Raw genomic sequence first — 15,643 nt, forward strand, 5'->3', positions numbered from 1 at the left:
ATAATTAAAGCGATACAAAAAATAGGAGGTTGATCTTTTGGACAAGTTGAAATCAATTGTTTTTGGTGTGTTGTTCATATTACTTTCAAGCTTTCTTATTACACCTCAAGTTAACGCAGAGGACTTTGATGATCTAATCATCTCAGAGTACATAGAGGGGAGTAGTTATAATAAAGCTCTCGAACTATACAACGGTAGCGGAGAAACAATCGACTTATCTGAGTATACAATAGTGAATTTTACTAACGGCGCAAGCCAAGATCCTGAAGACGGAACAGCGAACTCATTACAATTAGAAGGCCAGTTAGAGACTGGCAAAACATTTGTTATTGTAAATTCCCGTGCTGGAGAAAACTTATTGAACAAAGCAGACTTAAGCGGTTCCTCTTCTGCCCTAAACTTTAATGGAGATGACGCGATAGCCATTTTTAAAAACTATGATGAATCTTCTCGTAGCGGAAATGTAATAGATTCAATCGGTAAAGTTGGAGAAGACCCAGGATCCTTCTGGGGAAATGAAGATACTAAAACCCAAGACCAAACTCTTGTAAGGGACTACTCTATCAAAGCAGGAGATCGCAATTTATCAGATGAATTCACCCCAGCTGATGAGTGGATCGCTTTTTATAAAGATACTTTCGACAATCTAGGTATACATGAAGAAGTTCAACCTCCTTCTGGTGAAATAGAAGATGAATACATTGCAACAGTGGACCGAATTGTGGACGGAGATACGCTTCATATCGAGGATCCGATTATGGGAGAAACAACAATTAGATTTTTGAACATGGATACTCCTGAAACTTATCATATGAATAACTATGATGAATCACTGATTCTTGAAGACCCTGACCACTCACAAAAATATCATGGAGATCAAGCAACTGCTTATTTGCAAGAATTGTTGCAACCAGGTGACGAAATCGTTCTTAAATTAGGTGAAGAGCCTATGGACACTTATGGAAGAATTCTAGCTGAAGTCATTCGCACTGAAGATAACTTGAATACGAACCTTGAATTAGTCAGACAAGGCTATGCCTCATCTTATTTTATCTGGCCAATCGGGGAAGAAGAAACCTATCAGCAGTATCAAAATGCTGTGCAGGAAGCTATTAATAACAATCGAGGAATTTGGTCTGAAGACACACCTTTAATGGAACTACCTTTCGAATTCCGTTCAAGGTATGATGACCGCGCATTATATCGTATGGTTGGTGATTCTGAAACGATGCAATACTACCTTCCAAATGATTATGAAGAGGTACCTGTTTCACAACGTATTTTCTTCGAAGACGAAATGACTGCATTAAATGCGGGGTATGAACCAGCATTCGATCGTGAACCGATTATCGCTGACGCACGTGTAGCTCCTGAAGGATCGAACGTCCTGATTGAAGGTACCGTTACCCATAAAGTCGAAGCTAGTGGTATGACGAACTATTATGTTCAAGATGATACGGCAGGAATAGTCGTGCGAACTGGTGATTTAAACGCTAACGTTGGAGATCAAATCCGTGCTGCAGGAACGACTACTGAATATTACGGCATGCTTCAAATAGAAGCGACTAGCTCCGAAGTTTTACAGGAAAATAGTGATCAAATCGAGCCTCCAGTAATTAGTTCAAGTCAGTTAGGCGAAGAGTTAGAAGCACAACTAGCTAAGATTGAAGATGTAGAAATTTTATCAGTTAATCAGTACAATGATTACACGGCTCGCGATGCTGATGGTGAGTTCGTCATTGATAACGATGCCGGTTTCCTTGAAGTTGGAAAAACCTATGATTCCATTTCCGGAGTGATCGATTACAACTACAACGAATTCAAACTGATGCCTCGCAGTGAATCAGACGTGCAAGAAGAATTACCAATGTCTACAATCTCTGAAGTCAGACAGGCTGAGCTTGATACACGCGTCAACTTTAAAGGTGTAATCACTGCAGCTTACTATGCTGGTGGAAAGTATAACTATTACGTGCAAGATGATACAGCAGGAATTGTAGTAAGGGCTTCTGAATTCGGAGGAGAGCTTGGAGATGAAATTCAAGTGAAGGCTAGAACTGAAGAGTATTTCGGTTTACTACAAGTGATACCAAGTGAAGATAACGTAGAAATTTTAAATGAAGACGTTGGTGTTCCTGAAGCAAAGGTCATTTCATCAACTGAGATCGATGAGTCACTGGAAGGTCAGTTAGTGACAGTTGAAAATGTAACGATAGAACCTGGTAACCAATTCGGGGACTATCCAGCGTATGATAAAAATGGTTCGTTTGTGATCGATTCAGTTATCGGAGACATTGATACAAGCGTTACGTATGAATCCATTACAGGTGTACTCACCTATAATTACGATGAATATAAATTGATGCCTCGTTTTGAGAAAGATTTAGTGGTCCAAGAGTCACTTCTCGGTAACTACCTTGAAGGCGAAGCAACTTTAACAGAAGTCACTGAATCTATTTTGGAGATGGCTGAGGAAGATGGGATCGAATCAGCAATGGTTCTGTTACAAAAAGAATTAGAAGCAGAAATTAATACAAACGGGAACACTGAGCAGCATATCAAATCTGGAATCAAGCATATCGAAAAGTCGTTGAATAAGTATTTCAACAAAGAGCAACCAGTCGAACTTAAGAAGATTGAAAAAGAGCTGGAAAAACTATTTAAGCGAAACAAATAAGTAAGCAGGTAAAAAGTGTCGGACGTATAACCACGTCTGGCACTTTTTTTAGTTTCGGCTAGGTTTAGGTTTAGAATCAACAACACACTTTATCAGCGCCTAAATATAAAAAGCTCCGAATTTCTTCGGAGCTTTCATCTATCATTATTTAAACTTTTGATTTTTTCTGTGCTCTTTCACGTTCGTTTTTATTCAAAATCTTCTTACGCAAACGAATCGTTTCTGGAGTCACTTCGCAATACTCATCATCATTCAGATACTCGATCGCTTCTTCAAGTGTTAACTTACGAGTTCCTCTTATATTCTGGGTATTGTCCTTTGTAGCTGAACGCACGTTAGTCATTGCTTTCTCTTTTGTGATGTTAACCGTCAAGTCGTTATCACGGTTGTGCTCCCCGACGATCATTCCTTCGTAGACCTCAGTACCTGGTTCTACGAAAATGACACCACGGTCTTCAAGAGCAAGAATGCTGTAGTTAGTTGCTTTACCTTTTTCTTGAGATACAAGAACACCTTGACGACGTCCGCCGACCTGGCCTTTAATCATCGGCTCATACGCATCAAACGTATGGTTGATGATTCCGTACCCTCTTGTTTGGGACATGAATTCAGTAGAATAACCGATCAATCCTCTTGAAGGCACTTTGAATTCTAATCGAACTTGGCCATTTCCTGTGTTGACCATGTCCACCATTTCGCCTTTACGCTGACCAAGTGATTCCATAACTGCACCTTGATAATCTTCTGGCACATCCACTTGAACACGTTCGACAGGTTCACACTGAACGCCATCGATTTCACGGATGATTACTTGAGGTTTTGAAATCTGCATCTCAAATCCTTCACGGCGCATGTTTTCAATAAGAATTGATAAGTGTAATTCACCACGCCCAGAGACAACCCAAGCATCAGGGGAATCTGTAGGTTCTACACGTAAACTAACATCGGTTTCTAATTGCGTCATTAAACGCTCTTCGATTTTACGAGCAGTCAAGTACTTACCTTCTTTACCAGCGAAAGGACTATTGTTCACAACAAAAGTCATCTGTAAAGTCGGTTCGTCTATTCTCAAAATCGGAAGTGGATCAGGATCATCAACTGAACATACTGTTTCACCAACGTTGATGTCTTCAAGTCCAGCGATGGCAATGATGTCACCCGCTTCTGCCGATTCAATTTCCACACGCTTCAAACCGATGAAGCCGAAGAGTTTGGTAATACGGAACTTCTTGATTGTTCCATCTTTCTTAATGAGCGATACATGGTCGCCCACTTTCATATTTCCACGTACAATACGTCCGACACCGATACGACCGACATAGTCGTTGTAGTCCAATAAAGTGATCTGGAACTGCAATGTAGCATTCACATCATGTGAAGGTGCTGGTACATAGTCCATGATTACCTTGAAAATTGGGTCCATCGTTTCTTGCTGATCTTCAGGCTCTTCACCAGAAGTTCCTTGTAATGCTGATGCATATACAACCGGGAACTCTAGCTGGTCATCGTTTGCACCTAGCTCAATGAATAGATCCAACACTTCGTCCACTACTTCTCCTGGACGAGCATTCGGGCGATCAATTTTGTTCAAAACGACAACTGGTTTCAGGTTTTGCTCAAGTGCTTTTTTCAACACGAAACGCGTCTGTGGCATACAACCTTCGTAAGCGTCCACGACTAATAAGACACCGTCCACCATTTTCATGATACGTTCGACTTCACCACCAAAGTCCGCGTGACCAGGTGTGTCTAATATATTTACACGAGTATCCCCGTAATTGATTGCTGTATTTTTTGCTAGAATAGTAATTCCACGTTCTTTTTCTAAATCATTTGAATCCATTGCACGATCATCTACTGCCTCATTATCTCTGAACGTTCCAGAATGATGTAATAGCTGATCCACCAAAGTTGTTTTACCATGGTCAACGTGGGCAATGATCGCAATGTTACGAATTTCATCTCTTGTTTGCATGCTTTACGCTCCTATCTTCAAGCTTTTGACTACTTATTAATACGTGTAACCAAAAAGTTGAACCTTTAATCCTTCATTCTACGGTCTATTTTAACCAACTGTCCTATTATAACAAAAATTCACCTAATATGATACAAAAAAATACTCACCATAAATTTATCGGCAAGTATTTCTATTATTAATCTTCCTGCTTCATCTTATCCAACGTCGGATAAACGGATTCCACACCATTTTCAGCAATCATACAGGCAACTCCTAACGGGGTTTCCCAAAATGAATCTGGGATGATCGGATTCCTCATGCTTGCCGCTTGATAAAGTGAACGGTAGATTTTATTCAAGTGCTTCTCAGTCGTTTGACGGTCTATTTCTTTTTCACCTCTGGCCATCAGGAATACATACCTCATCGATTGAAATATATTATCTCCAGGCATGAAAGTGAATTCTTTAAACAACCTTAATTGTTTTTCAGATCGTTCCGAAAGCGCCTGATTAATCGCGAGATCGTCTAGTCGTTCATACAACTGGCGATTAAGGTCTTTAAAGACTCTTCTCTTTTCCTGTTGCATCACTTCATCGTTATATACTTCTTTTAAAAAATCGAATGCTTTCTCCCTCGTCCATTCCATTCTTTATCACCCACTATTCTATAGGTTCGTTTGAATATTTCACTTCGTCATTTTTCAGACCGATATGAAGATCTTGTTCTTTAAAGAACCACACATCTTGTTCGTCTATTTGGAAAGAAACGTTCTTCTTTTCCACTTCTACTTGGGGCTTTCGCGCACTTTCTACAGCCATCCCAATTGAAAAACCATCTTGGAAGTCACTAGATCCACCGTATTTTGGAAAGAAACGCACTACATCCCCTTCGTCTAAATCAAGTTCATCTATGAACCATTCCACTGCTTCGTCTGTTATTTGAATTTCCATTTGGGCAGCCTCCTCTATTCACTTCTACCCTCAGTTTATCTAATAAGCTAACGTTCAACAACTTATAGCGTTCTAATAGAGCAATTACTTTGCTTTTTTCATTACGTTGTCGTAAAATTCTTGAATCGACACTTACAAAAAGGAAGTTACATATATGAAGGAAGAAAAATTAGGGACCATCTATGCAGGTTCAGCTTATATCTTGTGGGGATTTTTACCATTGTACTGGAGACTTGTCGAGACCGTACCAGCTTGGGAAATCTTAGCTCACCGGGTGCTTTGGTCATTTGTTTTCATGCTCGTTTTTATCATGATCTTGCGACGCTGGAATCTGTTTGTTGCCGAATGTAGAGATATTTTTTCACATTGGAAAAAATGGGTCGGTATCACGATAGCCGCCATCGTCATCAGTATCAATTGGGTAACATACATTTATGCAGTCAATACCGGACACGTTTTAGAAGCTAGTTTGGGTTATTATATCAACCCATTGATCAGTATCCTATTCGGCTTTATCTTTTTACAAGAACGGTTCTCTAGACTACAGTGGATAGCGATCGGGTTAGCCATCTTAGGCGTCAGCTACATGACCTTGCAATTCGGGTCGATTCCTTGGCTTGCGTTACTATTAGCAACATCCTTCGCTTTGTACGGATTATTGAAGAAAGTAGTCGATTTGAACGCAGTATTCGGTCTAACCATTGAGACCTTGATTATGACTCCAATAGCGCTTATCTTCATTGTCCAATTGGAGTGGGTAGGTACAGGCGCTCTTGGCTGGAGTTTCGAAGGACTGATTTTATTAGGTACGGGCATAGCAACCGCCGTTCCGTTGTTGCTATTCGCTCAAGGGGCCAAAAGGATTCCATTATCACTTGTAGGCTTCCTTCAGTACTTTGCCCCCACAATCATGTTATTGATCGGAGTCTTTTTATTCGGAGAATCATTTACCCAGGTACATGCCGTCACCTTTTCACTGATATGGATAGGGCTCATTTTATACACCTATTCCAGAGTCAGTATGCGACAAGTCAAGCAAGCCTTGAAATAGTTTCTACCCTACGTGCTACCTTTTCGGTAGCACTTTTTTCAGAATTCAATTGAAAACGCTTTCAAGTAGTATGTTATAATGAGGAAAAATAGCTTTATAGGGGAGGAATCATCATGGTACATAAGCGCTTTGAAACAGAAGTTGTACATCACGGATATGACTCGAAAGAACATCTAGGGAGTTTATCAACCCCAATCTTTCAATCTTCGACTTTTACATTTGAAACTGCTGAACAAGGAGAAGCAAGATTCGCTGGCGAGGAGCAAGGTTACATATATTCAAGGTTAGGAAATCCTACTGTCCAAGCTCTTCAAGAAAGAATGGCGGTTTTAGAAAATGGTGAAGCAGCTCTCGGATTTTCCTCGGGTATGGCTGCAGTATCAGCTACACTAATCGCTTTGACGAAAGCCAACGACCACATATTATGTTCCAAAGGCCTATATGGTTGCACTTTCGGCTTATTAGAGATACTTAAAGAAAAATATAACATTCAGTCTGATTTTGACTTCATGGATAATGAACAATCATTGAGAGACTCAATCAAACCAGAAACAAAATGCATTTATGTAGAAACACCAATCAATCCAACTATGAAAGTGATTGATTTAGAAATGGTTTCTCGTGTGGCAAAAGAGCATCAAATCCCAGTAGTCGTTGACAATACATTCTCATCACCTTATTTACAACGTCCGCTCGACTTAGGATGCGACATCGTCATCCATAGTGCGACGAAATACATCGGAGGACACGGCGATGTCATCGCTGGAATTCTAGTTGGGAAAAAAGAATTCATTGACGAAGTCACTATGACTACCCAGAAAGATATCGGTGGTACTCTTTCTCCATTCGATGCTTGGCTACTTTTGCGTGGTTTGAAGACATTACCTATTCGAATGGAACGCCATTCTAGTAATGCTGAAAAAGTCATGGAAAAAATGAAACAACACCCGAAAATCAAGCGTGTGTATTATCCATTTGATAAGGATCACCCTGATTACGAAGTCGCGTCCAAGCAAATGAAACTTGGTTCAGGTGTTATCGCTTTTGAACTTGATGGAACAAAAGAAGATGCTCAAGCATTTCTCAATCGATTGAATTTCATCAAAATCGCTGTAAGCTTGGGGGATGCCGAAACACTTATCCAACATCCGGCTTCAATGACTCATGCAGTAGTTCCAGAGGAACATCGTCTACAAATGGGAATTACCGATACTCTAATCCGTCTCTCTTGCGGCCTTGAAGCTTGGGAAGACATTTGGGAAGACATAGAAGCTAGCCTTAAATAATAGAAGACTTACTGTAATGAACTATTTTCTTAAGACGAACAATAAATATCCAAAATTACCACTGAGCGAGAGCAAAATACGTAGACTCCTACGGGAACAGCACGAGCTAAAGTATTTTTACTTTCTGAGGAAGCTGAGGCCCTGCCCATGGAAAGCGAAGTATTTTGAATGAGTGACTTATAAAATAAGGTTAAATAAAAAATCCGAACTGATTCCAGAGAATCGTTCGGATTTTCTTATAAGCAAAATGTTATGCCTAAACTCTTTATTTTTAGTTAAGGGAGTACATTTTCTATTTCATCTCTATATTGCTGTACTTTTTTAATGGATTTGACCAGTTCCATTTCTTCGAAAGCTGATGGATCAAATTGTCCAGAATCCATTTGTCGATTTGCTTCATCTATAGCTTCAAGGATCTGATCATTGTGATGCTCAATTTCACCATGTATACCTTCAGCAACAGAAGGGGGCTCCAATTCATTGAAAGCGCGGATGTCCGTCTCAGCTTCATCCATTAATCCTTTCAAGTGTTGCAAATCTTCTTCGTTCACAGACTTTTTATCAAGGTATGGAGAAAGCTCATCCGCATAACCCGACATTTTGTCAGTATAACCTTTCACTTCTTTCCCATAATCCACCGTATCATTTACTTGATCAAGTAACCCACACCCGGACAGCAAGGCAAAACTTAAAATAATGGTCATTAATCTCATAAGCTCTTACTCCTTATAAATTCAAATAGTCAATCTATCATTAATCTATTCTTTCGTACAAACATTATTCCATTATCCTAGTATTTTTCTTAGGTATGACTGGGTTTCTTCAAACGGAGGTACTCCATCATACTTATCAACGTTTCCTGGGCCTGCGTTGTATGCAGCTAAACCAAGCCTTACATCTCCATCGTATCTATCGATCATATCCTTCAAGAATTTCGTTCCACCATCGATATTTTGCTTCGGATCAAACACGTTTTCTACACCTAAAAAGCGAGCAGTCTCAGGCATCAATTGCATAAGGCCACTAGCACCGGCATGACTGACTGCATTTGGGTTGAAGTCTGACTCTGCATTTATGACCGAACGGATCAGGTTAGAATCCACGCCATATCTCGACGAAGCTTGTTCAATCAAGTCATCAAATTCACTAGGACCGAATGATTTTGTTAAATCCTGCTTCAATGCAATATTTTGCGGTGATAATTGATTCAACTGGGAGGATAGCCAGTCATTTGCAGAAGGTTGTGATGACATCATCCCACTCGTCTGATTGAGCAATTGGCCCCAACCAGTTGAACCAGCAGAATTCATCTGAGAACCCAACAACTGTTGAAATATTTGATTAAATGAGTTCGTGGTTTGATTTGAGTTCATACTGAATGAACTCTGGCTCATCGCCCGTTGATAACTCATCATTGCCTCAAGCATACGTACATCCATAACGCCTGTCCCCTCTTTAAACGTTCATTATTTTCTTCTATTATATCATGGTTTTTATTTCTTTTAGTACCATAATTGTCTTTTCGATGTCATTTGTCGACACATCATAATGCGTGACAAAGCGAATTAGGTTCGGACCGAAAGCAACCGCTTTAATTTCGAAGGACTCTAAGCGTTCAATCATGCCTACTGCATCCACGTTTTCATCTTCAATATCCATCAAAATGATATTCGTATCCACAGGGTTTGCCACCTTAAATCCTGCTTCCTGGATCCCTTTAGCTAATAGTTTAGCATTTGCATGGTCCTCATTTAATCTTTCTGTCATTTCTGAGAGGGCAATATATGCTGGCGCGGCTATCACACCTACTTGGCGAAGGCCGCCCCCAAGTCTTTTCCTCCACTTACGCGCTTGTTGAATGAAGGATACTGTTCCGGCAATAATAGAACCCACCGGTGCGCCTAGCCCTTTTGATAAGCAGATTTGAACCGTATCCGTCTGAGCAGCATACTCTTTGGCAGAAATTCCTGTCGCAGCAACAGCATTAAATAGTCTGGCACCATCTAGATGAAGAGGGATACCATGTTTTTTCGCAACTTCATAAGTCTGCTTCATTGTTTCTAAAGGAACCACTGCCCCTCCTGATCGATTATGAGTATTTTCCACACAAATCATTCCGGTTTCAGGCAGGTGAACATCTTCTGGACGAATGGCTGCTTCAACTTCTGTCGGATCCATAGCACCATGTTCTCCGCGTATAGTTCTCGGCTGAACACCTGCAAACGCTGAAATCGCTGCCCCTTCGTAATAAAACACATGCGAGTCCTCTTCAAGTATAATTTCATTGCCTTTATCACAATGTGTTAGTACCGCAATCTGATTGCCTTGTACCCCACTAGTTACAAAAAGGGCATCTTCTTTTCCTAGAATTTCTGCCGCTTTCTTCTCGAGCATGTTAACCGTCGGATCTTCCACATATACATCATCCCCTACCTCTGCATGATATCCCGCATCCCGCATGGCCTGGGTTGGTTTAGTTACAGTGTCACTTCTTAAATCTATCATTATATCCCCTCTTTCGAACTTTACTATATTTTAATTCAAAATCCGAAATATTAAAAGTGAGAAATTTCTGTCAAGTTTGTCAGTTTCCCTCGAACATTTCCTAACTATTTGGTAAACTATTATATATAATAATTAAGACCTATAAAACTAGGTAAAATTGAAAGTTCAGGTGGTCATATGAAAAATAATTCAACTGATATCCATACATCGTTATCTTTATCACATAACCCTGAGCATAATAACCAAGTGGATTTATATCAAAGTATTTTCACGAGATTCCCTGATGCTATTATTACGATCGATTTCCATGGCGAGATCATTGATATGAACCAACAACTACTTCTATTAATAGGATACAAGAAAGAGGAATTGGAAAACCAATCCTTTCCTCCTTTTATATCCGAGGATAAGAAAGAAGAGACTTACACTTTTTTCGAGAAGGTTATTTCAGGAAGGCCTGTGCAACATTATTCTAAACTCATACATAAGTTAGGCCACGAAGTACCTGTAAAAATAACCTCTACTCCCATTTACGAAAATAAAAAAGTTATCGGAATTTACGCTATTATCCACGATCTATCTGAATATGACCGAAATGTCAGGAACCTGACCCGTATTAAAGAAAGCTGGTTCCATGCTGAGTCTGTTGCTAACATCGGAAGTTGGGAAGTCAATGCCCAGTCAGGTGCTATCACATGGTCAGATCAGACATACAAAATATTCGATAAAAAAGAATGGATCAATGAGCCACTCGAGATGGAAGCAATCTTCGAAATGACTCATCCTGAAGATTATGAATTATTCCGAAACACTGTCTACAATGCTCTTGAGACTGGTGAAGAATATCATTTAGAGATCCGCATACATACTGAAGTGCACAATGATAAACATGTATATATAAAAGGGAATGTCGTCCTTGATGACGACGGAGAAGTAGTACGATTATTCGGTATCATTCAAGATATCACTAAGCTTAGAAACATAGAACAAACAATGGAATTCAATCAGAAAAGACTTTGGAAAATTTATGATTCTCTTGACCTTGTCATCTGGACGTACGATTTGGTTAATCGAGAGATAAGCTTCGTTTCAAAAGGCGTCGAAAATCTAGTCAACATCGACCGGTCACAGGTCATGCATGAAAATTTTGATTGGCCATCATTCATCCATCCAGAAGACGTTGAGACTTTTTTAGCTGAGCGGAAAAAGGTTTTTACTGGTAAAAAAATCAAACATGAATACCGTATCATCACGACTGACGGCCAAATTAAATGGTTGGAAGAGCAAGCCGTCCCAGTTTATGACCATAACCAAAAATTAATTAGGATGGACTGTGTTCTAATAGATAGTACTGAACAAAAGCAGTATCAGAAACATATGGAATACATTTCTCAATATGATACTCTTACTGGTTTAAGAAATCGTCATTCATTCGAAAAGTTGATAGAAGATAAAATCCGAAAACAACCTGATCGACCTTTTTGGATATTATACCTTGACCTAGACAATTTCAAATCGATCAACGATTCGTTCGGCCATGGTGTCGGTGATCAAACTCTTGAAGCTGTGGCACGACTTACTGAGAAACTGATTGGAGACCGAGGAATAGCTTGCAGGTTGAGCGGAGACGAATTCGTACTCTCAATCGATAACTTACACAAAGGTGAAACGATTGAAGCATTTGCCGAAGAATTGAAAAATCAGTTAGAAGGAACAATCGAATTAACAGACTACCAATTACAAGTCACAATCAGCATCGGCATCACTCAATACCCCCCTCATGGGAAAAACTTAAATGAATTGATTACTAATGCGGATGAAGCACTCTACCATGTTAAAGAAACGGGAAAGAATGATTGGCAAATCTATAATCAATCAGAAGATTCGATGGGCTATAACCGCTTTTTACTAGAGCAGGATTTACATGTCGCGTTAGAGAACGATGAATTAGAATTACACTTCCAGCCCATCATCAAGGCGGCTGATTCCGAAAGAGCGATTGTAGAGGCATTACTTCGTTGGAAACACCCAGCAGGAGGGTACATCCCACCGAATGTCTTCATTCCGATTGCTGAAAAAGCTGGCGTTATCCAAAAAATCAGCCAGTGGGTGTTAGAACAAGCTTGTTTGACCATCAAGGAGTTCCAATCAAATTACGGTAAAGATCTAAGGATATCTATCAATATATCACCGCAACGATTTTTGCGTTCGACATTCAAGAAGAGCGTGATAGAAACATTGAAAAAATACGATGTCAGCTCAGAATCTTTCATTTTCGAAATCACAGAAACGACGTTTATCCAAAATCCCGATATAGTAACCAAGATCATGAAGGATATGAATGAAGTCGGGATCCGGTTTGCCCTGGATGATTTCGGAACAGGGTATTCTTCGATCTCTCATTTAAGTATGTTCGATATTGATTTTCTAAAAATAGATCAACACTTCATTCGAGACATTCATCAAAATGAACGTCACCAAAGCATTTTAAAAGGGATATTCGTCATAACAAATGAATTGGATATACCAGTGGTTGCTGAAGGGGTAGAAACGAAAGAGGAATTAGATTATCTAGAGACTTATGGGTGCCAATTTTTACAAGGTTTCTACTTTGCTAAACCGATGCCCAAGAATAAATTAGAGGAATACTTTGCACCACAATCAACAAAAGGTTAGGCTCAGGCCTAACCTTTTGGTTTCATTTCTACTTCCATCCATCCTCGCACACTGTTAATGAATACAAGCTGTTCTACTTTTTCCAATTCGTCTTTAGTTAACGATCTTTCACTGATTTTTCCTTCCCTGATTAATGACTCTCTGTAAGTACCAGGAAGTAATCCATCCGTAACAGGAGGAGTAAACCATTCCCCTTCTAGAAGATAGGCCAAATTTCCATTGGTGAACTCCGTAATTTTACCTTCTTCATTCCATAATATCGTGTCAAAAACACAGGCTAACTTTCTTTCCTCATAGTGTAATCGATTCGTTGTTTTATGATATAAGAAAAGGTGCTCAGAGGACACAGGCTCATTTGCCAAAGACACTTCCAGTTTACCTTCTGTTACTTCATAAGGGTGTTTTTCAATTGTGAAATGCCCTTTTTTCGATACTAATAACCTGACTTTAAAGGTTTCACCATCCTGTTCCAGTTGGTCGAAAAGGTCTTCTAAATAGTTCCTCGATAGGTCGAACTGAAAATAATCAGCGGATTTCAAAACGCGTGACAGATGTTCTTCTCTGCATTTTATAGTGCCCTCTTCAACTAGCATCGTTTCTAGAAGTTCAAAGGTTGGCGCTTTTCTTCTAAGTACTTCTGCCTTAGACGCAGCTTCTTCAAATTCGCCTCCCGGAGATGAGTCCCAAGTTATTCCGCCCCCAACCCCATAGGTGGCTTCCTTCTTTTCCTTGTGGAAAAGGATCGTTCGGATCGGCACATTGAACACAGCTTTTCCGTCAGGTGTCAATAAACCAATCGCTCCACAGTAGACTTCTCTCGGTGAAGTTTCTAAATTATTGATGATACTCATTGTTGATTTCTTTGGTGCTCCGGTAATTGAACCACACGGAAATAACGCTCTGAACACATCCACCAACTTCGTCCCCTTCCTAGTTAAAGCATGGATAGTAGAAGTCATCTGATGAACAGTAGGATAAGTCTCAATGTTGAACAGCGAAGAAACGTTCACTGTCCCCGCTTCTGCTACTCGCGACATATCATTGCGAAGCAAGTCGACAATCATCACGTTTTCAGCTCGGTCTTTTTCCGAGTCGATTAACTTTTCCTTCAACTCAATGTCTTCTTCAGAGGTCCACCCTCTTTTGATCGTGCCTTTCATTGGTTTCGTCTCTAAATTAGAACCATCCCATGCGAAAAAAAGCTCTGGAGAGACGGACAGAATTTCATGTTCGTCTAACTCTAAATGGGCAGCGAAGTTAGCTTGCTGATTCTCTACTAACTGATTGAACCAGCTTCTCCTATCCAATTCATCCAATATCGTCTTCAGGCGAAAGGTGAAGTTCACTTGATAGGTCCTTCCTTTTTTTATTTCAGAATGTATGTCAGCAATTCGTCTTTTATATTCATTCTCAGAAATGTCCGCTTTCCATCTAGGGATCTCTCCTATATCAGACCTACTAACTTCTTTTTCAGTCTGAGAAGGACCTTCAAAAACTCCGAACCAGACGTAAGGGAGTTCCTTCAATCGATGAAAAGGCACATCTGGATAAAAGGCTTGAGCCGCTTCATAAGTTACATACCCAGCAACGTAAAATCCCTGTTGCGCTTGCCTTTCAGCTTCTTCCAAAACAGTCGGAACCTCTTCAACTGAGTGGGCGACCAATTCATTTAGGGGATTTTCGAAAACAAGTGGTCCTTCTTCGAGGAAGTCATGTAAAAATAAATATTTTAATCGAGCAGTCTTCACCCAATCACCTCCCCTGACTTTTTCAAATAGGTGGACAGAAAATTTTTCAAAATCCCCAAACCATCTTCGGTCAAGATTGCTTCCGGATGAAATTGAACACCTTCTATGTGATAGTCACTGGCTCTAACACTCATCACAACTCCTTCTTCCGTTTTAGAAGTTATAGTCAATGACTCAGGAAGAGTTTCAGTTTCAGCTATTAATGAATGGTAACGTGTCACTGGCAATGGTTGAGGAAGTTGTTCGAAAAGCGTCTGTTGATCATGTTCGATATAGCTCACTTTTCCATGCATTGGTTGCTTCGCTTCAACTACCTTTCCTCCAAAGGAATGGACAATGATTTGAAATCCTAAACAAATCCCCAATATAGGAACGCTCCCTTTAAACGAATCTACGATTTCCATGCTCTGAGGAATATCCTCAGGGTGGCCCGGCCCAGGAGATAGAATAATTGCGTCCGGATTCATCCGGTGGATCTGTTCCAAATTGATTTCATCAAAATGGTGCACTTCCACCTCTTGCCCAAGCTGATAAAAATAATCCACTAAATTATATGTAAATGAATCATAATGATCGATCATCAAAATCATTTTACCCCTACTTTTTCTAAGGTTTTTATATATAACAACTCTATTCTACAATAAAACAAATACGAAAGCGCCCTTTGATTAACAGGTAAAAGTGACGCAATTATCAAGAAAAGCGGCGCAATATAACCTATAATTTTCAGAATAACCTCTTTTCAATCCTTTTTCACCTAGAGTATGAAGAAAAGCTGCGCAATCCATTACTT

At 39.9% G+C, this 15,643-nt stretch carries 12 protein-coding genes; 4 read left to right on the plus strand and 8 right to left on the minus strand.

Annotated elements, in window-relative coordinates:
• The first annotated feature begins 37 nt into the window (after window positions 1-37).
• Window positions 38-2,677 carry a thermonuclease family protein gene (locus tag CEY16_RS10800; RefSeq protein WP_101332048.1) on the plus strand — a complete coding sequence of 880 codons (2,640 nt, stop codon included), beginning with the start codon at window positions 38-40 and terminating at the stop codon, window positions 2,675-2,677.
• Window positions 2,678-2,825: 148 nt separating this feature from the next.
• On the opposite strand, the gene typA is transcribed toward CEY16_RS10800, so the two are convergent.
• The 3 genes from typA to CEY16_RS10815 all read right to left on the minus strand — a co-directional run bounded on the left by typA (window position 2,826) and on the right by CEY16_RS10815 (window position 5,584).
• The gene (gene typA / locus CEY16_RS10805; protein WP_101332049.1) at window positions 2,826-4,652 is read right to left on the minus strand and encodes a translational GTPase TypA; all 1,827 of its coding nucleotides are present in this window, start codon (window positions 4,650-4,652) and stop codon (window positions 2,826-2,828) included.
• 178 nt (window positions 4,653-4,830) lie between these two features.
• Window positions 4,831-5,280: a hypothetical protein gene (locus CEY16_RS10810; RefSeq protein ID WP_101332050.1), complete on the minus strand. Its 450-nt coding sequence runs from the start codon at window positions 5,278-5,280 to the stop codon at window positions 4,831-4,833.
• Window positions 5,281-5,293: 13 nt separating this feature from the next.
• Window positions 5,294-5,584 carry a HesB/YadR/YfhF family protein gene (locus tag CEY16_RS10815; protein ID WP_101332051.1) on the minus strand — a complete coding sequence of 97 codons (291 nt, stop codon included), beginning with the start codon at window positions 5,582-5,584 and terminating at the stop codon, window positions 5,294-5,296.
• 154 nt (window positions 5,585-5,738) lie between these two features.
• Here CEY16_RS10815 and rarD point away from each other — a divergent pair, with 154 nt between their 5' ends.
• Both rarD and megL read left to right on the plus strand, forming a co-directional pair.
• Window positions 5,739-6,635: an EamA family transporter RarD gene (gene rarD, locus CEY16_RS10820; RefSeq protein ID WP_101332052.1), complete on the plus strand. Its 897-nt coding sequence runs from the start codon at window positions 5,739-5,741 to the stop codon at window positions 6,633-6,635.
• A 113-nt stretch (window positions 6,636-6,748) separates the two neighbouring features.
• Complete coding sequence (gene megL / locus CEY16_RS10825) at window positions 6,749-7,921, plus strand: methionine gamma-lyase (protein ID WP_420795532.1); 1,173 nt, start codon at window positions 6,749-6,751, stop codon at window positions 7,919-7,921.
• Between the two features lie 275 nt (window positions 7,922-8,196).
• Here the strand turns inward: megL and CEY16_RS10830 are convergent, their stop codons facing one another.
• The 3 genes from CEY16_RS10830 to ltaE all read right to left on the minus strand — a co-directional run bounded on the left by CEY16_RS10830 (window position 8,197) and on the right by ltaE (window position 10,426).
• Window positions 8,197-8,634, minus strand: a complete 438-nt coding sequence (locus CEY16_RS10830; protein ID WP_101332054.1) for a DUF6376 family protein — start codon at window positions 8,632-8,634, stop codon at window positions 8,197-8,199.
• Between the two features lie 72 nt (window positions 8,635-8,706).
• Window positions 8,707-9,360: a lytic transglycosylase domain-containing protein gene (locus CEY16_RS10835; protein WP_101332055.1), complete on the minus strand. Its 654-nt coding sequence runs from the start codon at window positions 9,358-9,360 to the stop codon at window positions 8,707-8,709.
• 40 nt (window positions 9,361-9,400) lie between these two features.
• Entirely contained in the window at window positions 9,401-10,426 is a 1,026-nt protein-coding gene (ltaE, locus tag CEY16_RS10840; RefSeq protein ID WP_101332056.1) for a low-specificity L-threonine aldolase, read from the minus strand.
• A gap of 177 nt (window positions 10,427-10,603) precedes the next feature.
• Between ltaE and CEY16_RS10845 the strand changes: the two genes are divergently transcribed.
• Window positions 10,604-13,102, plus strand: coding sequence for a sensor domain-containing protein (locus CEY16_RS10845; protein ID WP_101332057.1), 2,499 nt, complete (start codon window positions 10,604-10,606; stop codon window positions 13,100-13,102).
• Window positions 13,103-13,110: 8 nt separating this feature from the next.
• Here the strand turns inward: CEY16_RS10845 and pabB are convergent, their stop codons facing one another.
• Both pabB and CEY16_RS10855 read right to left on the minus strand, forming a co-directional pair.
• Window positions 13,111-14,850 (minus strand): aminodeoxychorismate synthase component I, encoded by a 1,740-nt coding sequence (pabB, locus tag CEY16_RS10850; RefSeq protein WP_101332058.1) that lies wholly within the window; start codon window positions 14,848-14,850, stop codon window positions 13,111-13,113.
• Complete coding sequence (locus tag CEY16_RS10855; protein WP_101332059.1) at window positions 14,847-15,440, minus strand: anthranilate synthase component II; 594 nt, start codon at window positions 15,438-15,440, stop codon at window positions 14,847-14,849. Before CEY16_RS10855 ends, pabB begins: the two co-directional genes overlap by 4 nt.
• Window positions 15,441-15,643 lie beyond the last annotated feature (203 nt).

Source organism: Halalkalibacillus sediminis (genome assembly GCF_002844535.1).
Taxonomy (GTDB): domain Bacteria; phylum Bacillota; class Bacilli; order Bacillales; family Alkalibacillaceae; genus Halalkalibacillus_A; species Halalkalibacillus_A sediminis.

Excerpts from the sequence above, each read along its gene's own strand:
- typA (WP_101332049.1), bottom strand. The coding sequence starts at position 4,652 with ATGCAAACAAGAGATGAAATTCGTAACATTGCGATCATTGCCCACGTT.
- CEY16_RS10810 (WP_101332050.1), bottom strand. The coding sequence starts at position 5,280 with ATGGAATGGACGAGGGAGAAAGCATTCGATTTTTTAAAAGAAGTATAT.
- CEY16_RS10815 (WP_101332051.1), bottom strand. The coding sequence starts at position 5,584 with ATGGAAATTCAAATAACAGACGAAGCAGTGGAATGGTTCATAGATGAA.
- rarD (WP_101332052.1), top strand. The coding sequence starts at position 5,739 with ATGAAGGAAGAAAAATTAGGGACCATCTATGCAGGTTCAGCTTATATC.
- megL (WP_420795532.1), top strand. The coding sequence starts at position 6,749 with ATGGTACATAAGCGCTTTGAAACAGAAGTTGTACATCACGGATATGAC.
- CEY16_RS10830 (WP_101332054.1), bottom strand. The coding sequence starts at position 8,634 with ATGAGATTAATGACCATTATTTTAAGTTTTGCCTTGCTGTCCGGGTGT.
- CEY16_RS10835 (WP_101332055.1), bottom strand. The coding sequence starts at position 9,360 with ATGGATGTACGTATGCTTGAGGCAATGATGAGTTATCAACGGGCGATG.
- ltaE (WP_101332056.1), bottom strand. The coding sequence starts at position 10,426 with ATGATAGATTTAAGAAGTGACACTGTAACTAAACCAACCCAGGCCATG.
- CEY16_RS10845 (WP_101332057.1), top strand. The coding sequence starts at position 10,604 with ATGAAAAATAATTCAACTGATATCCATACATCGTTATCTTTATCACAT.
- CEY16_RS10855 (WP_101332059.1), bottom strand. The coding sequence starts at position 15,440 with ATGATTTTGATGATCGATCATTATGATTCATTTACATATAATTTAGTG.